The organism is Streptomyces griseoloalbus (assembly GCA_014650015.1).
GTDB lineage: Bacteria > Actinomycetota > Actinomycetes > Streptomycetales > Streptomycetaceae > Streptomyces > Streptomyces griseoloalbus.
The window spans coordinates 352,068-369,393 of sequence record BMUD01000003.1 but is presented as its reverse complement, the minus strand read 5'-3'; the positions used below and the strand labels follow the sequence as shown (position 1 = coordinate 369,393).

The 17,326-nt window shown below is 72.5% G+C and carries 19 protein-coding genes and 2 pseudogenes; 7 read left to right on the top strand and 14 right to left on the bottom strand.

All coding sequences use genetic code 11. The features are described from left to right. The first annotated feature begins 57 nt into the window (after positions 1-57). Positions 58-546: a GNAT family N-acetyltransferase gene (locus IE178_RS06980; protein WP_193511624.1), complete on the top strand. Its 489-nt coding sequence runs from the start codon at positions 58-60 to the stop codon at positions 544-546. A 49-nt stretch (positions 547-595) separates the two neighbouring features. Here IE178_RS06980 and IE178_RS35735 read toward each other — a convergent pair whose 3' ends face one another. Further along, positions 596-730, bottom strand: a complete 135-nt coding sequence (locus IE178_RS35735) for a hypothetical protein (protein ID WP_318279881.1) — start codon at positions 728-730, stop codon at positions 596-598. A gap of 138 nt (positions 731-868) precedes the next feature. On the opposite strand from IE178_RS35735, the pseudogene IE178_RS06975 reads away from it, so the two are divergent. Next, positions 869-1,480: pseudogene (locus IE178_RS06975) on the top strand (class I SAM-dependent methyltransferase); the annotation flags it as partial. A 23-nt stretch (positions 1,481-1,503) separates the two neighbouring features. Here IE178_RS06975 and IE178_RS06970 read toward each other — a convergent pair. After that, entirely contained in the window at positions 1,504-2,004 is a 501-nt protein-coding gene (locus IE178_RS06970; protein ID WP_193511623.1) for a ribonuclease FAU-1 family protein, read from the bottom strand. Beyond that, positions 1,985-2,914: a GNAT family N-acetyltransferase gene (locus IE178_RS06965; RefSeq protein WP_184766104.1), complete on the bottom strand. Its 930-nt coding sequence runs from the start codon at positions 2,912-2,914 to the stop codon at positions 1,985-1,987. The genes IE178_RS06970 and IE178_RS06965 overlap by 20 nt, the downstream gene beginning before the upstream one ends. A 70-nt stretch (positions 2,915-2,984) precedes the next feature. On the opposite strand from IE178_RS06965, the gene IE178_RS06960 reads away from it, so the two are divergent. Further along, positions 2,985-3,353 carry a GntR family transcriptional regulator gene (locus IE178_RS06960; RefSeq protein ID WP_184766103.1) on the top strand — a complete coding sequence of 123 codons (369 nt, stop codon included), beginning with the start codon at positions 2,985-2,987 and terminating at the stop codon, positions 3,351-3,353. A gap of 24 nt (positions 3,354-3,377) precedes the next feature. On the opposite strand, the gene IE178_RS06955 is transcribed toward IE178_RS06960, so the two are convergent. The 5 genes from IE178_RS06955 to IE178_RS06935 form a co-directional block, all read right to left on the bottom strand. Beyond that, a complete protein-coding gene (locus tag IE178_RS06955) occupies positions 3,378-4,250 on the bottom strand; it encodes a DUF72 domain-containing protein (RefSeq protein WP_193511622.1) in 873 nt (290 codons plus the stop codon). Positions 4,251-4,266: 16 nt separating this feature from the next. Continuing rightward, on the bottom strand, positions 4,267-5,361 hold the full coding sequence (locus IE178_RS06950; protein ID WP_193511621.1) for a DUF5925 domain-containing protein: 1,095 nt from the start codon (positions 5,359-5,361) through the stop codon (positions 4,267-4,269). 90 nt (positions 5,362-5,451) lie between these two features. Continuing rightward, entirely contained in the window at positions 5,452-6,252 is an 801-nt protein-coding gene (locus tag IE178_RS06945; RefSeq protein ID WP_318279879.1) for a polysaccharide deacetylase family protein, read from the bottom strand. Then, positions 6,245-7,243, bottom strand: a complete 999-nt coding sequence (locus IE178_RS06940) for a glycosyltransferase family 2 protein (protein ID WP_184766099.1) — start codon at positions 7,241-7,243, stop codon at positions 6,245-6,247. Before IE178_RS06940 ends, IE178_RS06945 begins: the two co-directional genes overlap by 8 nt. Next, positions 7,240-8,061, bottom strand: coding sequence for a glycosyltransferase family 2 protein (locus tag IE178_RS06935; RefSeq protein ID WP_193511620.1), 822 nt, complete (start codon positions 8,059-8,061; stop codon positions 7,240-7,242). Before IE178_RS06935 ends, IE178_RS06940 begins: the two co-directional genes overlap by 4 nt. Before the next feature lie 609 nt (positions 8,062-8,670). Between IE178_RS06935 and IE178_RS06930 the strand changes: the two genes are divergently transcribed. Next, positions 8,671-9,477: an SGNH/GDSL hydrolase family protein gene (locus IE178_RS06930; RefSeq protein WP_184766097.1), complete on the top strand. Its 807-nt coding sequence runs from the start codon at positions 8,671-8,673 to the stop codon at positions 9,475-9,477. 4 nt (positions 9,478-9,481) lie between these two features. Here the strand turns inward: IE178_RS06930 and IE178_RS06925 are convergent, their stop codons facing one another. Beyond that, a complete protein-coding gene (locus IE178_RS06925) occupies positions 9,482-10,471 on the bottom strand; it encodes a serine/threonine-protein kinase (RefSeq protein ID WP_193511619.1) in 990 nt (329 codons plus the stop codon). Between IE178_RS06925 and IE178_RS06920 the strand changes: the two are divergent. Both IE178_RS06920 and IE178_RS06915 read left to right on the top strand, forming a co-directional pair. Beyond that, positions 10,441-10,824 (top strand): annotated as a pseudogene (locus tag IE178_RS06920) (anti-sigma factor); the annotation flags it as partial. The gene IE178_RS06925 and the pseudogene IE178_RS06920 sit on opposite strands and share 31 nt — an antisense overlap. A gap of 126 nt (positions 10,825-10,950) precedes the next feature. Next, complete coding sequence (locus tag IE178_RS06915; protein ID WP_184766095.1) at positions 10,951-11,226, top strand: hypothetical protein; 276 nt, start codon at positions 10,951-10,953, stop codon at positions 11,224-11,226. A gap of 175 nt (positions 11,227-11,401) precedes the next feature. Here IE178_RS06915 and IE178_RS06910 read toward each other — a convergent pair whose 3' ends face one another. Both IE178_RS06910 and IE178_RS06905 read right to left on the bottom strand, forming a co-directional pair. Continuing rightward, positions 11,402-12,184, bottom strand: coding sequence for an ABC transporter permease (locus tag IE178_RS06910; protein WP_184766094.1), 783 nt, complete (start codon positions 12,182-12,184; stop codon positions 11,402-11,404). Beyond that, positions 12,181-13,185, bottom strand: coding sequence for an ATP-binding cassette domain-containing protein (locus IE178_RS06905; RefSeq protein WP_229876198.1), 1,005 nt, complete (start codon positions 13,183-13,185; stop codon positions 12,181-12,183). The genes IE178_RS06910 and IE178_RS06905 overlap by 4 nt, the downstream gene beginning before the upstream one ends. A gap of 63 nt (positions 13,186-13,248) precedes the next feature. On the opposite strand from IE178_RS06905, the gene IE178_RS06900 reads away from it, so the two are divergent. Then, on the top strand, positions 13,249-13,962 hold the full coding sequence (locus tag IE178_RS06900; RefSeq protein WP_184766093.1) for a TetR/AcrR family transcriptional regulator C-terminal domain-containing protein: 714 nt from the start codon (positions 13,249-13,251) through the stop codon (positions 13,960-13,962). Positions 13,963-13,975: 13 nt separating this feature from the next. On the opposite strand, the gene IE178_RS06895 is transcribed toward IE178_RS06900, so the two are convergent. The 3 genes from IE178_RS06895 to hmgA are packed head-to-tail and all read right to left on the bottom strand — an operon-like array spanning position 13,976 to position 17,295. Further along, positions 13,976-15,175 carry a type ISP restriction/modification enzyme gene (locus IE178_RS06895; RefSeq protein WP_193511618.1) on the bottom strand — a complete coding sequence of 400 codons (1,200 nt, stop codon included), beginning with the start codon at positions 15,173-15,175 and terminating at the stop codon, positions 13,976-13,978. Between the two features lie 25 nt (positions 15,176-15,200). Beyond that, positions 15,201-15,950: a GntR family transcriptional regulator gene (locus IE178_RS06890; protein WP_184766091.1), complete on the bottom strand. Its 750-nt coding sequence runs from the start codon at positions 15,948-15,950 to the stop codon at positions 15,201-15,203. 28 nt (positions 15,951-15,978) lie between these two features. After that, complete coding sequence (hmgA, locus tag IE178_RS06885) at positions 15,979-17,295, bottom strand: homogentisate 1,2-dioxygenase (RefSeq protein ID WP_193511617.1); 1,317 nt, start codon at positions 17,293-17,295, stop codon at positions 15,979-15,981. Positions 17,296-17,326 lie beyond the last annotated feature (31 nt).

Below are 17,326 nucleotides of genomic sequence, written 5' to 3'. Positions count from 1 at the left end.
CTTATGGCCGCGTTAAGGGAGTGCTCAGGCTGGGATCAGGTAGGTACCGTGCGCGGTATGACAGACGACCGGATCCGGCCCGCCGTCGCCGCCGACGTCCCCGCGGTGAAGGCGGTCGTCGACGCCGCCTTCCGGCCCTACATCGCGCGCATCGGCGTCGTGCCGGTCCCCATGGAGGCCGACCACGCGGCGAACGTGGCCGCGGGCAGGGTGTTCGTGGTGGAGGCGCCGGAAGGCGGGGATCCGGCCGGTTCGGCGCGGGTGATCGGCCTCGTCGTGGTCGAGGCCCGCGCGGACCATCTCCACCTCGACGTCATCGCCGTCCACCCCGACGCGCACGGCACCGGCGTGGGACGGCGGCTGCTGGAATTCGTGGACGCGCACGCGCGTGCGCTCGGGCTGCCCGAGATCCGGCTCTACACGAACGCCCTCATGTGGGAGAACCAGAAGATCTACCCGACGTTCGGCTACGAGCTCGTCGAGCGAAGGGCCACCGGCCCGTACGACCGCCTCCACTACCGCAAGCGGCTGCTCGGGGGCCGCTGAGTTTCCACGGTCTCCGACGGCGTTCCGACGTGTTCCACGACCGGGGGCGTCAGCTGTCGGGCCACCAGGTGCGGGCGATGTCCTCGCGGACCTCCGGCCGCCCCGTGGAGCGCTCGTCGGCCTGCTCGCGGACTCGGCGGGCGTCCGTCTTCTTCAGGGGCTTGTGCACGGTGACACGGCGCATGACCGCCTCCTTCCGGGTCCACCGGGTTCCGTGTTCGCACGGAGGTGGACCTTTCGGGGGAGAGTTCCTCATCGGTCCCCTGCTGTCTGTGGCCGCTGTCACGAATCGATTGTCAGTGGCGGGTGTCACTCTTGCGCCATGAGCATCGACGGCGGTGACAGGACGGGCACGGACGGTGTCGACTGGGACGCGCGGGCGGCGTCCTTCGACGAGGAGCCGGACCACGGGCTGCGCGACCCTCAGGTGCGCGCCGCCTGGGCCGGCCGGCTGCGCACCTGGCTGCCCGGGCGGGCCGGCGACGTCCTCGACGTCGGTTGCGGCACCGGCAGCCTCTCACTCCTCGCCGCCGAACAGGGGCACCGGGTGACCGGGGTCGACCGGTCCCCGGCCATGGTGACGCTTGCCCGGGAGAAGCTCGCCGGGCGCGACGCGGTGTTCCTCGTCGGTGACGCGGCGGCGCCACCGGTCGGCGAACGGCGCTACGACGCCGTCCTCGTACGGCATGTGCTGTGGGCCCTGCCGGAACCGCGTCGTGTCCTGCGCCACTGGCGCGGGCTGCTGCGCCCCGAAGGCCGGCTGGTCCTGGTCGAGGGGGTGTGGGGGACGGTGAGCCCGGTCGGCATACCCGCCGACCTGCTCACCGCCCTCCTCGCCCCGATCGCCGGGCAGGTGCGTGTGGAGCGGCTGTCACCGGACAGGGCACTGTGGGGCCGCGACGTGGACGACGAACGCTACGCGGTGGTCGCGGTGCCGGACCGACCGGTCGGGGACCCTCACCGGAGCAGCGCGCCCCATCCGCCCTCGCGGGCCCGGGCGTCCAGTTCGTCGAGGGCGGCCACCGCGGCGGCAGCCGCCTCGGGATCCGTCGCTGCCAGGCCGCTCGCCGCGAACTCGTCCTCGTCCAGCCGCCGTACGTCCGTGCCGTCCGCGGAGACCCACAGGTCGAGGTCCAGATCCTCGACGACCAGCCGGCCGCCGGAGAGCTCGGCCGGGCGGGTGATGTCGCAGTAGTGCCCCTTGAGCGTGCCGTCGGCGGCGCGGACCTCCTTCACGGAGTACCACCGGTCACGCCAGTAGTGCTCCGTGAAGACGTCACCGGGCTCGAAGCGGACGAAGCCGAAGTCGCGCATGCCGTCTCCCGCCCAGGGGGCGCGCACGGTGACGTGGGTGCCGTCGTCGGCGAGCAGCTCGGCCGGATAACGGATCTTCATACGCCCCGCCTTGACCAGGACGACCTCCACCAGGGCCGGCCGGTCAGCCGATGTCGCGGACATGACGCACCTCCGTGGCGCAGATCTCGTAGCCGAACCACTGGTTGATCGCGATCATCGGCCCGTTGCCGGCGTCGTTGCCCGTGAACGCCTCCGTGTACCCGGCCGCGCGGGCCCGGTGCAGGGAGTCGTTCTTGGCGAGCTTGGCCAGCCCCCGGCCGCGGTGGGCACGGGCGGTGCCGGTCATGACCGTGCCGTACCGGGTACCTCCGTCCGTGCGGGCCGCGGAGAAGGCGGCGGGACGGCCGTCGACCAGCGCCACCGAGGTCAGCTCGGGGCTGAACAGCGGGTGTCGCCAGGTCTCGGCCAGCCAGGCCTCGTAGTCGGTGAACTCCGTGTCCACATCGCTCGGTTCGTCCGCCGTCGTCTCCGCGTCCAGCTCGAACAGCGGGCGCGGGTCCCCGGCGAAGTCCGACCCCTTGCGCAGCTCCACGCCGGGCGGCGGATCCTGGAGCGGTGGAAGGGCGCCGCCGGCCAGGTCCAGGCGCAGGAAGTGGGCGGCGCGGCTCGCCCGGTAGCCGTGCCGCCCGGCGAAGGCGCGGTTGCCCCGCTCGTCCAGCACCCAGGCGAACAGCCTGGTGGCCCCGTGCGCGGCCAGGTGCTCCTCGGCGGCGCGCACGAGCAGCGTCCCGGCGCCCCGGCGCGTGTGCCCGGGATGCACATACACGTTGATGTTGCCCTGGCCCGGCTCGGAGCTCTCGTGGCTCAGGTGCACCTGAGCCGTGCCGATCACCTCGCCGTCGGCCACGGCCACGAGGGGGCGGTAGTGGGCGTCGGGGTGCATATGGGTGAGGTCGTGGGCCAGGGAATCCGGAGTGACGAGGAGGAAGGGCAGCGCGGCATGCCGGACGCGGGCGAAGCCCTCGAGATCGGCGCGGGCGTCGGGACGCAGAGCGCGGACGGACACAGTCATGGAGGCGCACGCTACGGGGGACGCGCCAGGGGTGCCTCTCATTTTCCGTCGCGTGCGGGACAATCGGGCCGTGAACGTGAACATCCGGATCGACGACGGCACGCCTCCGTACGAGCAGGTGCGGGCGCAGATCTCCGAGCAGGCACGGTCGGGCGCGCTGCCCGTGGGGTACCGGCTGCCGACCGTGCGGGGGCTGGCCGAGACCCTCGGCCTCGCCGCGAACACGGTGGCCAAGGCCTACCGTGCGCTGGAGGCCGACGGAGTGATCGAGACCCGGGGCCGCAACGGCACGGTGATCGCCGCCGCGGGGTCGGCGGCGCAGAAGGAGGCCGCGTCGGCGGCACAGGCGTATGCGGAGCGGGTCCGGCGGCTGGGGCTGAGCGAGGACGAGGCGCTGGCCGCCGTGCGGGACGCCCTGCGGGTGGCTTACGGGGGGTGAGCGCGCCGGTGCCGTGCGGGTGGCTCAGGGAGGGGCGCCGTGGTGGTGGGGGCCTGGCGTCGGCCGCGGGTCGGCGGCGGCCGGTCGCGCAGTTCCCCGCGCCCCTTGGGGGGTGGCCGTTGGCTGTGGTGTCGGGTGTGCCTCCGTGGGGGTGCGGGTGACCGTCAGCTGTGCCGTGCGTGCCGCGCGGGCGAACCGCACCGCGTCGGTCACCGCTGCCGCGTTCGGGTCGTTGTTGAAGTACGCGTAGACGTCCTCGTCGGCGGGCCGGACGGTCGCGATGCGGTCGACCCAGGTCCGCAGGGACTGCCGGCCGTAGTGCGGCCAGGGGCGGGCGCGCCCCTGGTGGAAGCGGACGTAACCGAAGTCGGTGGTGCGCCACAGCGGGGTCGCGGGGCGCCCCAGCACGTCGGCCCAGCACAGGGCGGCCCCCCGGGCCTCGAGCACACCGCGCACCTGAGGCGTCCACCACGACGCGTGGCGCGGCTCGACCGCCACCCGGGTCGACGCGGGGAACCGGCGCAGGCACGCGTCCAGGAGCCCCGGGTCCGCGCGGAGGGTGGGCGGGAGCTGCAGGAGCACCGGACCGAGCCGGTCGCCCAGCCCGGCGGCGTGGCTCATCAGGCGCTCCACCGGCTCCTCGGGGTCCCGCAGCCGTTTGATGTGCGTCAGATAGCGGCTCGCCTTGACGGCGACGACGAAGCCCGGCGGGGTGCGCTCCCGCCAGGCGGCGAACGTCTCCCACGACGGCAGCCGGTAGAAGGCGTTGTTGACCTCGACGGTGGCGAACCGCGCCGCGTACTCCTCCAGCCAGAGCCGCATCGGCAGTCCGGCCGGATACAGCACCTCGCGCCAGTCCTTGTACTGCCACCCCGACGTCCCGACGAACAGGGTCATACCCTCATCAAAACACCTAGAGGTACAGCCCCGCGTCCGCGTCCCCCCGCGGTTCCGGCAGCGCCGTCGGGGACGCGCCCCGGCGCAGGGCGTACAGCTCGGCCAGGGTCGCGCCCTCGCGGCCGACGCCCTCCTCGCGGCCCAGCCAGTTCACCGCCTCCGCGCGGGTCAGCTGTCCCACCTCGATGCGGGCGAGGCAGCGGCCGGGGCGGACCACGGCCGGGTGGAGACGCTCCAGGTCCTCATTGGTGGTGACACCGACCAGCACGTTGCGGCCCTGGCCGAGCAGACCGTCCGTCAGGTTCAGCAGCCGGGACAGCGCCTGTCCGGCCGTGTGCTTGGCCTCGCCGCGGATCAGCTCGTCGCAGTCCTCGAGGAGCAGCAGCCGCCAGCGGCCCTTGCCCGCCGCGTCCTCCTCGCCGATCGCGATGTCCATCAGATAGCCGACGTCGGAGAAGAGCCGCTCGGGGTCCAGCACGCAGTCCACCTGGCACCAGTCCCGCCAGGACCGGGCCAGGGTGCGCAGCGCGGAGGTCTTGCCGGTGCCCGGCGGGCCGTGTAGTAGGAGCAGCCGGCCCGAGATGTCCTCGGGGGTGGTCTTCATCAGGCGGTCCATCGCGTGCGCGACCGGCGCGGTGTAGTTGGGCCGGATCTCGTCCCAGGTGCCGGCCGAGATCTGCCGGGTGGTGCGGTGCGGGCCGCGGCGCGGGGAGACGTACCAGAAGCCCATGGCGACGTTCTCCGGCTGCGGTTCGGGTTCGTCCGCCGCGCCGTCGGTGGCCTCGTCCAGGACCTTCGCCGCGAGTTCGGCGCTGGTGGCGGTGACGGTGACGTCGGCGCCCCGGTTCCAGCGGGACACCAGCAGTGTCCAGCCGTCGCCCTCGGCCAGGGTGGCGCTGCGGTCGTCGTCCCGGGCGAGCCGCAGTACCCGCGCGTTCGCGGGCAGCAGGGTCGCGCCGGAACGTACACGGTCGATGTTGACGGCGTGCGAGTACGGCTGCTCGCCCGTCGCGAAGCGGCCGAGGAACAGCGCGTCGACGACATCGGACGGGGAGTCGCTGTCGTCGACGTTGAGCCGGATCGGCAGTGCGTCGTGCGGGTGCGAGGACATGCCGCCATGATCGGTCACCCGGGCGCCGCGTGCACCCGGTTTCCGAGGTCGCGCGGATTGCCGCCCGTGTGTGGCCCGTCCCCGGCGTGTTCAGCCCGGCGGCCGGCGGATCAGCCGTCGGGCCTGCCGGGTGCGCCGCACCATCGCGTAGCCCTTGGTCAGGGCACGGTCCCGGGCGAAGGCGCGGGCGATGGCCCGGCCCTCGACCAGCCGCTCGAACTCGGCGGTGTCCGTCGACCGCCGCACCGTGACGCGCCGCAGGGCGTACGGCCCCTGGGCGCGGTGGGCGAGGCCGTTGCCGACGGCGAGCGCCTGGGCGTATCCCGTCTCCCGCACCGCCTCGCGCACCCGGCGGCTGGAGTAGCCGTAGGGATACGCGAACGAGGCGGGTACGGTGCCCAGCTGGTCCGAGACGATCTCCTTGCACAGGATCAGCTCGGAGCGCAGTGTGCCGTCGTCGAGCTGGTCGAGCTGCGGGTGGCTGTGGCTGTGCCCGCCGATCTCGACGCCATTGTCGGCCAGTTCGCGCACCTGGTCCCAGTCCAGCATGGTGTCCAGGCCGCCGCCGGTGTCGTACGGCCCCCGGAGCCAGCCCGTGGCGACGAACAGGGTGGCCGGGAAGCCGTGCTTGGCCAGGACGGGCAGAGCGTGCCGGTGCACGCCTTCGTAGCCGTCGTCGAACGTGACCAGGACCGGCCGCGCGGGCAGCGGGCGGCCGGAGCGCCAGTGGGCGGCCAAGCCGGCCGTGGTGACGGGGGTGAGGCCCCAGTCCGCGATCACCGCCATCTGCTCGGCGAACGCCTGCGGGGTCACCGACAGGGCGCGGGTCGCCTCGCCCGGATCGGCCGCGACCGCGTGGTACATCAGGATCGGCACGCGTACGTCAGTCACGGCCGCCCTCCGCGATCCCCACCACGGAGAAGGTGACCCCGCCCCGCCCCGCCCGCACGCTCCCCACCAGGTAGCCGCCCGCCGCCGTGAGCACCCCGGCGACGATCGCGCCCGCGCGGCCCGCGCCGCCCGGGCGGGTCAGCAGGGCGTCGCGCAGGCCCCGCACCACCCCGGCCGGCAGGACCCGCGTGGCGTACCGGCGTTCGGACTCCAGCCCCTTCTGCGCGCCGACGCTGCGGGCCACCAGCGCCTTGGACAGACCCTCGGCGTAGGTACGGGTCCGGAAGTAGCGGAAGTGCTCGCGGGCCTCGGGCACCCGGTGGTGGATCACCGCACGGTCGTCGATCAGCAGGATCGCGTCGGGCCGGGCGCGGCTGAGGCGGATGCACAGTTCCGTCTCCTCCCCGCCCAACGGGCGCTTGTTCCCGTCCCGTCCGATGCCGGTGGCGAAGCCGCCCGCCGCGTCGAAGGCGCTGCGCCGGAACGAGGCGTTGCCGCCGAGGACGTTGCGCACCCGCACCCGCCCGGGCGGCAGGCCCCGATATGTGCAGCCCACCACCCAGTCGAACTCCTCGGGGAACCAGTCGGGGCGCCGGCCCGACGCCCAGACCGGTTCGGTGCGCCCGCCGACCGCCATCACGCGCGGATCGGCGTATCCCTCGGCGAAGTGCTTCAGCCAGTCGCGTTCGGCCACGGCGTCGTCGTCGAGGAAGGCGATGATCTCGCCGCGCGAGGCGGCGATTCCGGTGTTGCGGCCGGCGGACAGGCCGCGGGGGCCCGCGTTGGCGAGCACCCGCACGTCCTCGGTCTCCTTGTACTCCTTGCCCAGACGGTCCAGGAGAGCCCGGTTGTGGTCCACGACCAGCAGGGTCTCCAGGGCCGGCCGTGACTGCGCCCGCACCGAGGCGACCGCCGCGAGGACGTCCTCCCAGCGGTCCTCGGTGTAGGCGCAGATCACGACCGAGATGCCCGGGGTTCCGGGATCGCTCAAGACACCTTCCCCCGGACCGTGTCGAGCAGCGGCGAGTGGTGCGGGCGCCGGCGCAGCGCACGGCGGTTGGAGCGCTCCTGGAGGATCACCTTCAGCACGCGGAAACCGTCGCGCACGGCCCGCAGATTGCTCGTGCCGTGGATGCGCAGGTACTCGTGGCTGGGGATCTCCTGCACCTTCAGACCCGCCTTGACGACCCGGATGTTCATCAGGGTCTCGACCTCGAAGCCGGTGCAGTCGAGGTCGATCTTGTCCAGGCAGTGCCGCCAGAAGGCGTTGTAGCCGTAGCAGAGGTCGGTGTACCGGGCGCCGAACTTGCGGTTGACGACGCCGCACAGCACCCGGTTGCCCAGCTTGCGGATGAACGTCATGTCGTCGGTGCCGCCGCCGTTGGCGAAGCGGGACCCCTTGGCGAAGTCCGCGCCGGAGACCAGCGCGGAGACGTAGCTGACGATCTCGTTGCCGTCCGCCGAGCCGTCCGCGTCGACCATCACGATGATGTCGCCGGTGCAGGCCTCGAAGCCGGAGCGCAGCGCGTCCCCCTTGCCCTTGCCGCGCTGCCCGACGACCTTGACGCCGGCCCACAGTTCGCGGGCCACCTCGACGGTGTTGTCGGTGGAGTTGCCGTCGACCAGGACCACTTCGTGGATCCAGTCGGGAAGCGTCTTGAAGACGTACGGAAGGTTCTCCGCCTCGTTCATGGCCGGTATCACCACGCTCACCGGTGGCGCGATGGCCAGGTGAGAGGAGACGGGCCGGTACTTGCCGGCGGTGGGCGGATCCTGGTCCGCGGTCGCCGGCTGCAGAACGGAACTCATGAGTCTGGTCCCTCTCGTCCGGTGGACCGCCCGCCCCTCGGGCGGCCCGGCTGTTCGTCCGGTTCGAAAGGGGGGTTCTCACCCACGGCACGACGGACGGAACCGCCCTGCACGCATGGGTGAGCTGGCAAAACTGGTCAGCCGCGGAAACGCCGGCCGCCCGCGCGGCACGGCCCGGTCACCCTTGTGGTCACCGGGCACGGCACCCCCCTACCGCGCCCCGCGCCGGTTCGTCGTGGTCCTGAGCCCTCCCCTGGAGCCACGTACTGACGGACCGGTGCGGGTGAGAACTATGACGTTATTGACGTTTGAACCTGTATGGCAAGACCTGAGCGGCGTCTCGCTTTGATCCTTGCGTGTGCTTCTTGTCCTGATGTGCGGTCGGCATGGCCGAGTTTGCCCCTCAAGGCGTCGGATGCCGGGCTTCAATGTGGCCCACCCCGTAGGGGGCGTCAAGGGTGGACCGTTCCCCCGGCCGGAATCAGGCGGAGATTGAACGTGAACAGGCCGAGTGGTGTCCGGTGTTGCAAGTTTTGACATGGACACTTCCGATCAACGCGCGTAGCCACTACAACGGATGGTGCAGCGAACCTGCTAAATGGAGGCTCCATGAGACATCTCCGCCCCATCACGTTCCTGGGCTCACTTCTCCTCGCCGTCGTCGCGGCCCTCACCGGGACCGCGGCGGCGCAGGCGGCAGAACAGGCCGCCCGCGGGCCCTACGTGGCGCTCGGCGACTCCTATTCCTCCGGAGTGGGAGCGGGCAACTACATCAGTTCCAGCGGTGACTGCAAGCGCAGCACGAACGCGTATCCCTACCTCTGGGCCGGCCTCAACTCACCCTCGTCCTTCTCCTTCACCGCCTGCTCCGGCGCCCGTACGGGTGATGTCGTCGCCGGTCAGCTCGGCCCCCTCAACAGCGGCACGAGCCTCGTCTCGATCAGCGTCGGCGGCAACGACGCGGGCTTCGCCGACGTCATGACGACCTGTGTGACCAGCAGCGACAGCACCTGCCTCGACCGCATCAACACCGCGCGGGCGTACGTGTCCTCGACGCTGCCCGGCAAGCTCAACACCGTCTACTCGGCGATCCGCAGCAAGGCCCCGAACGCCCGGGTCGCCGTGTTCGGCTACCCCCGCTTCTACAAGCTCGGCTCCGTCTGCGTCGGCCTCTCCGAAACCAAGCGGAAGGCGATCAACGACGCGGCGGACCTCCTCAACTCCGTTATCTCCCAGCGCGCCGGCGCCTACGGCTACGTCTTCGCCGACGTGCGCGGCATGTTCACCGGCCACGAGATCTGCTCCGGCAACTCCTGGCTGCACAGCGTGGACTGGACCAACATCGGCAACTCCTACCACCCGAAGGCCGTCGGTCACTCCAGCGGCTACCTGCCGGTCCTCAGCTCCGTCGACTGACCCGTCAGTTCCCGTCCGCCGAACCGGAAGCCGAACCGGAAGCCGAACCGGAAGCCGAACCGGAAGCCGAACCGGAAGCCGGACCGGAAGCCGAAGCGGAGGCCCCGCCCGTCGGGGTCTCCGTCCCGCACGTCACCGAGAACGGCACTGACGAGGAGGTCGTCCGCACCGGCTCCCGCACCTCCACCCCGATCGCGCTCCGATACGTCCCGGTCTCCGCGTACGTCGTCACGACCACCGTGTCCTGCTTCGAACGCCCGCCCCCCTCGGGGAACGACAACGTCCGCCAGCCCGGATCGGCCGCCGAACCGTCCGTGGCCACCCAGCGGTAGAAGACCTCGGCCGGCACCCGCCCCAAAGTGAACGTCGCCGTGAACGCGGGCGCCTCCCCGCTCGGCGGCGGACAGCCGCCGGAGTACTCCGTGTGCGCGCCGGTCACCGTCACCGAGACCGTCCGGGGCGGGGGAGTGCTCTCCTCACCGTCCTCCTTCTCGCTCGCGGTGGGGGAGGGGTTCCGGCCGTCCGTCTCCGACGTCCGGCCGTCGTCCTCGCTCCCGTCGTCACCGGTCCGCGCGGGCGAACTCACCTGCCCGCCGACGCCGTTGGCCTCCAAGCCGTCGTCCCCGCGATCCAGCAGCGCATACGTCAGCCCGGCCAGCGCCAGGACCAGCGCGACCACGCCCGCGACCAGGACGACGACGGTACGCCGGCTGCGCCCGGGCAGGGTGACCGTGCTGGTCGCCGTCGGCGCTCCCGTGACCGGCCTCGGGGGAGTGGGCGAGGGCGTCGTGGGGTACGGCCGGGGAGGCGCGGCCGGCGTCGGGGTGTACGGCACCGGACGCGCCGTGTCCGCGCGGGGTGTGCCGCCCGCGCCGATGACCCGCAGATCCTGTTCAGCCCCCTCCGCCGACAGCCGCTCGGCCGGATCCTTGCGCAACAGCCCTTCGATGACCGGGGTGAGCGGACCGGTTGGACGCCGAACGCGACCGCTCACGTGAGATCGCCCACGTTCTCGCGGCTCCGGACGTCCGTGCGAGCAGCGGGCGGGACGCGCGGGGCCGTAAGCTCGCAGTGATCGCCTCCGCGTCGACCCGGAGCGCGGTCGTCACCCTCGGCGGATACGAGGACCCTCCGAACGGGCGTGTGCGCCGGCTCCGGCTCATGGGCCAGGACGCGCGACCGCGCTCCCTGGGGCTTTTCGAGGGCGACACGCCCTTGGTGGCGTCCGGCCTCGACACCGCCGCGACGTCACTCGCCGTGACCGTCGAACCGGATGGCGGGTCGCCGCGATCCACGACCCGACCCATCGTCCAACTCGCCCTGAAAACGGTTGGATTCGGAGAGTAATCGCCGAGTGTTCGTCAACACCCTTATGGGGAAGGTGAATCCTGTGACCTCGATACACGAGTGCCCGGCCGGAGCGATAGGGTTACCCTGCCCGGGCCGGGTGGACTCGTACGGGTGGGGAGTGACATGGAACAGATAACAGTGCGCAGCAGGGCAAGGGTCCCTGCGATCACGTGCGGTAGCAGCGCGACCAGCTCGCGCCTCGACCGCCACCTCTCGGTTCTCGCGGGACCCGCAGTCCCGCAGCGGGAGACGGCCGAGGCGACGTCGCTCATGCGTGAGCTGATCGCGCGTGACACGGCGCACGACCGCGGCGCCAGGAGCGCGCGGGCCCGGACGAGCCGCGTCTCGCTCTTCGCCCCGCTGCGTCGGCTGCGCCGCTCCCTGTTCGGCAGCCGGTAGCGTCCGCGCCCGGACGGTCCCACCGTCCCGGCGCGGCGCTCCGCCCCCTCCGTCGTCCCCGCGGCACCACCCGGCATCCGGCGCCCCACCGCATGCCAGTACGTCCCCTCGTCGGCGCCCTCGATCCCACCCGGCAGAGGCCCGGGGGCCCGCCGACCCCTCCCCGCCCAGCGTCTCACCGCTTCCCGTGCGCGTACCGCCGCACCGCGAGCGGCACGAACACCGCCAGCAGCACCGCACACCAGGCCAGCGACCCCGCGACGGGGTGCGCCACCGGCCAGGCCGCCTCCTCCGGCACGGGGGCGTTGCCGAAGAGATCCCGCAGCGCCGTCGCCACCGCGCTGATCGGATTCCACTCCGCGACCGTGCGCAGCCCGCCCGGCAGCCCGTCGGTCGGGATGTACGCGCTGGACAGCAGCGGCAGCAGGAAGGTCGCCCCGCCCAGCTGGCCGGCCGCCTCCTCGTTCCGGGTGAGCAGACCGAGGTGGATCCCGATCCACACGCACGAGAACCGGAACAGCAGCAACAGGGCGACGGCGCCGGCCGCGTCGAGAACGGACCCCTCCACCCGCCAGCCCACCGCGAGTCCCACCAGCAGGAACGGCACCGTCCCGGCCGCCGTCACCAGCAGATCCGCCGCGGCCTGGCCCACCGGCACGGCCGCCCGGCTCATCGGCAGCGTGCGGAACCGGTCCGTCACCCCGCGGTGGACGTCCTGGGCCGACTGGAACATCCCGGTCATGACACCGCCCGCCGCCGTCGCCACCAGCAGCCCCGGAACCAGGAAGGACCGGTACGCGGCGCCCGGCACGGCGAGCGCGCTGCCGAAGACATAGCCGAAGAACAGCAGCATGCTGACCGGCATCGTCTGGGTGATGATCAGCAGCCCCGGGTTGTTCCGCATCCGCCGCAGCTGCCGGCCGAGCATCGCGGTGCCGTCGTACGCCAACGTGCTCATGCGGCACGCTCCTTGTGGTCGGTGGAGTCGGTGGAGTCGGTGGATTCGAGGGAGCGGCCGGCGAAGGCCCCGGGCCCCTCGGTCAGCCGCAGGAACACGTCGTCGAGGCTCGGGGGCCTGAGGCTCGCGTCGAGCAGCGGCACGCCCGCCGCGTCCAGCGTGCGCACCAGCTGCGGGAGGGTGAGCGTCGGATCCCTGGTGACCGCGCCGACGGCGTTGCGCTCCCGGTCGAGGGACGGCTCCGAGCCCGTCAGCCGGTCGAGCACCCCGGCCGCCGCCCCCAGCGCGCCCGGGTCCGCCACGACGACTTCGGCGTGCGCGCCGACGAGCGCCTTGAGCTGCCCCGGTGACCCGGTGTGCGCGACCCGCCCCCGGTCCACCAGGGCGATGCCGTCGGCCAGCCGGTCGGCCTCCTCCAGGTACTGGGTGGTGAGCAGCACGGTCGTGCCCTCGCCGGTCAGCTCGCGCACCGCGTCCCAGATCAGACCCCGGCCGGCCGGATCGAGGCCGGTCGTCGGCTCGTCCAGGAACAGCACCCGAGGACGCCGGATCAGGCTCGCCGCCAGGTCCAGCCGGCGGCGCATACCGCCCGAGTAGCCGGACGCCGGCCGGTCGGCCGCCTCCGTGAGCCCGAAGCGGTCGAGCAGCTCGCCGGCCCGCGCGGCCGACCGGCCCACGCGGTGCAGCCGTGCGAACAGCCGCAGGTTCTCGCGACCGGTGAGGTCGCCGTCGATCGAGGTGTCCTGCCCGGTGACGGCGATGGCGCGCCGCACGGCGGCGGCCTCCCGCACCAGGTCGTGGCCCGCGATCCGCGCGGAGCCGGCGTCGGGCCGCAGCAGCGTGGTCAGCAGCCGGACCGCCGTCGTCTTGCCCGCGCCGTTGGGCCCGAGCATCCCGCACACCGTGCCCTCGGCCACCGCCAGATCCAGCCCGCGCAGGGCATGGACAGCACCGAAACGCTTCTCCAGACCCTCACTAAGTACAGCGTACGTAGTAGTCACGGGCCGACCATAGCGCACTACGTACGCTGTACGTAACTACGATGGTGGGCGAGGTGATGACCGATGGCGGGCCGAGCGGCCGAACCCGAAGTGATCTGGGCGCGCCCCGAGCGCACCGGCCGTGGGCCGAGACCGGCGTACACGCGCGCCGACATCGCGGCGGCGGCGGTACGGATCGCCGACGCCGAGGGACTGGACGCGGTCTCCATGCGCCGCGTCGCCGCCGAACTCGGCTGCGGCACCATGTCGTTGTACAACTACGTCCCCCGCAAGGAGGACCTGTACGAGCTGATGGTGGACGCGGCCGGCGGCGAGCACGAGCTGTGGGAGCCCGGCGGCGACTGGCGCGCCGACATGCTCCGCGTGGCGCACCAGTCCCGCGCGCTGATGCACCGCCACCCGTGGCTGCCGAGGCTGATGTCACCGGTCTACGGCTTCAGTCCCAACGCCCTGCGCTACCTCGAGCACTGTCTGGCCTGCCTGGACCCGCTCCCCGCACCCTACGGCACGAAACTGGAGCTGATCGCGATGCTGAACGGCATCGTGACCACGTACGTCACCAACGAGCTGGCCACCGCCGAACGCACCCGCTCGCTGCCCTGGTCGCAGGAGCAGGAGAACGCGATGCGGATCGCCTATCTGGGCGGCCGGATCGCGACCGGTGAGTATCCGCGGATGGCGGCTGCCTTCGCGCAGGACGCGGGGCCGATCGATCTGGAGGCGGTGTTCGAGCGGGCGCTCGGGCGGATGCTCGACGGCTTCGAGCCCCGGCGCTGAGCCCCACCGGCCGTCAGAGCAGGGCGAGCTGTCCCTCCGGGCCCTCCTCGTGTGCGTCCAGTACCGAGGCGGGACGGTGTGCGGAGGGGGGCACCGGGAACACGCCCGCTGCGCGCAGCTCGGCCGGTGTGATCGGGTCGGGGACGGCCAGGGCCGCCCCCTCCGCCTGCCGGGTGCGTGATGCGGCCAGCAGGGCGAGGACCGTGATCAGCTCCAGGAGCTCCGAGGTCCAGGTCTGCGGCCAGGCAGGGGGCCGGATCGCGGCCAGGGTGCCCGGATCGGCAGGCTCCGTGCGGGCCGTGAACCACTGCTCCAGCACCCGGACGCCCCCGGCCTCGAAGTCCCAGGCCTCGGGCGGTACCGGCGAGACGCGGCCCTCGTCGAGCAGCAGCGCCTCCTCGTCACGGTCGTAGCGCAGGGTCAGCGGCCGGGAGGGCAGCGGGGCGCGCACATACGGGCGGCGCCCGCCCGGAAGCCTGGGGCGTTCGCCGTCGCGCCGCATCAGCCACAGCGTCCTGCGGCCCACCGCCACGCCCCGCTCCCACGCCTCGGTGTCGCCGGTGAGCGGCACCGAGAGCCCACCGGGCAGGGCGCGCGCAGCGGCGATCGTCCACGCCAGGACGTCCATCGGGGAGACGTCACGGCCGAGCCGGGCGGTCAGGTGCTCCGTGAGGCCCGGGGCCAGGTTGGGTTCGGTGGCGCCGGGCCGGCGGTACAGCGGGCGGACGCGGCCGGTGCGGAGCACGGGCAGCAGGGAGGTGGCGAGCAGGGGTGGACCGGTGGGGTCACTGGCGGCACGTGCCCGCGCGGTGGCCGCCTCGACGACGAAGACCTGCCGCTCGTCCGCCACCCGCCACAGCTCCGGGCGGGCCGCGTCGATCAGGCGCTGGTCGGGGATCAGCCACTGCTCGTCGAACGGGGCGTGCAGGACCCGGACCGGTTCGGGGCACGGGCCCGAGGCGCGGGCCAGCCTCTCCGTGCCGCCGCTCCGTCCCGGCAGCTGCCCGACGGCCGTGTGCGGGGTCCGGGAACGGGTCGGCTGGAACAGGGCCTCGCGCTCCGGGCCCTCGGCCTTCACCAGGGCGTCCCAACGGGCCCTCAAGGACGCCGCGTCGGGAGCCGTCGGCCACCCCCGGCCGAGCCGCGGCGGTGCGACGGACCACGGCATGAGGTCCGCCAGCAGCGGAGCGTCGTCGTGCGTCACGCTGGGCATCGTACGACCTGTGGGGGCGGGCGGATCAGGTGGCGTCCAGGGTCACCGTGAAGGAGAAGCGGTCACCCCGGTAGTTGATGACGGCCACGTCCAGCGGCCGGCCGTCGGTGTCGTAGGTGATGCCCGTGTAGTGCAGGATCGGGCTGAGCAGCGGGACCTGGAGCAGACGGGCCGTCTCCGGGTCCGCGAGCCGCGCCTCCACCGTGTCCGTGATGCGGCTGATGTCCGCCTGGACGACGTCCCGCAGCACCTTGGTCATCGGCCACCGCACCAGGTCGTCCAGGTCGATACGGGCGGCCAGTTCGGGGCGGACGTAGTTGCGGGCGTGATTGGTCGGCTCGCCCGTCTTCTCGTCGCTGCGCAGCCGGTGGTACGCCGCCACCCGCGGCACGTCCGGGAAGTACTCGGCGATGTCGGCCGGCACCGGCGCCGGACCGTGCTCCAGCAGTTCGGTCGTCATACCGGACTGCTGGGCCACGATCGCGTCCACCGAGCCCAGCAGCCGGACCGGCGCGCCCCGCCGGGCATCGGGCTCGATGAAGGTGCCGCGCCGGCGGTGACGGGTGATCAGCCCCTCGTCCTCCAGCTCCTTCAGCGCCTGCCGCATGGTCAGCACGCTCACCCCGTAGTGCCCGGCCAGCTGTTCCTCGGTGGGCAGGCGCAAGGGGTCCTGCGGCGAGCGGCCGAGGATCGAGGCGCGCAGCGACTGCGACACCTGATACCAGAGCGGCAACTTGCGGTTCAGGACGATCGAATCCGGAGCGAAGGAGGTCACGGGGCTATGCGTACCGGTCGGGGTACGGTCAGTGCAACGGGCGGAAGTGACGCTCGAGGCCCCGCCATACATGGTCGTAGTCCTGTTGCAGGTGGTCCGCGCGTGCCGCCTGGGGTGTGAGGGACACCGGCCAGCGGGTTTCGAACATGAAGGCAAGGCCGTCGTCGATCTTCTGCGGGCGCAGCTCCGCGGCGCTCGCCCTCTCGAAGGTCTCCCGGTCGGGGCCGTGCGCCGACATCATGTTGTGCAGCGAGCCTCCGCCCGGAACGAAGCCCTCCGCCTTCGCGTCGTACGCGCCCTCGATCAGGCCCATGTACTCGCTCATCACGTTCCGGTGGAAGTAGGGCGGACGGAAGGTGTCCTCACCCACCAGCCAGCGCGGGGCGAAGACCACGAAGTCCACCCCGGCCAGCCCGGGGGTGTCGCTCGGCGAGGTCAGCACTGTGAAGATCGACGGGTCCGGGTGGTCGTACGAGATGGTGCCCATCACATTGAAACGGCGCAGGTCATAGGCGTACGGCACATGGTTGCCGTGCCAGGCGACGACATCCAGCGGGGAGTGGTCGTACGTGGCCGACCAGAGGTTGCCGCAGAACTTGTTCACCACCTCCACCGGGCCCTCCACGTCCTCGTACGCGGCGACGGGCGCCCGGAAGTCCCGGGCGCCCGCCAGTCCGTTGGCGCCGATCGGGCCGAGCTCGGGCAGGCGGAACGGCGCCCCGTAGTTCTCGCACACATAACCGCGGGCGGAGTCGTCCAGGAGGTCCGCACGGAACCGCACACCACGAGGCATCAGCGCGATGTGTCCCGGCTCCACGTGCAGCGGACCGAACTCCGTGCGCAGCAACAGCCCGCCGCGCTCGGGGACGATCAGCAGCTCGCCGTCGGCGTCGCTGAAGACGCGGTCCATCGAGGCGGTGGCGTGGTACAGGTGCACGGCCATGCCCGTGCGCTGGGTGACATCGCCGTTGCCCCCCAGGGTCCACAGGCCGGCCAGGAAGTCGGTGCCCTCGGCGGGCTCCGGCAGCGGGTTCCAGCGCAGGCGGTTGGGGTCGGGCACGGTCTGGTCGAAGGGCGCGGAGTGCAGCGCTCCGTTACTCGTGCGGGTGAACGCCGGGTGGGCGGCCGACGGGCGGATCCGGTACAGCCAGGAACGGCGGTTCTCCGCCCGGGGCTCGGTGAACGCCGTGCCGCTCAACTGCTCCGCGTACAGCCCGAGCGGCGCGCGCTGCGGCGCGTTGCGGCCCTCGGGCAGGGCGCCCGGGACCGCCTCGGAGCTGTGCTCGTTGCCGAAACCGGAGAGGTATCCCAGTCCTTCGGCGGCCTTGCGCGCGTCCCCGCTCATGTTCGGTGCTCCCTTGCGATCCGATTCCTAT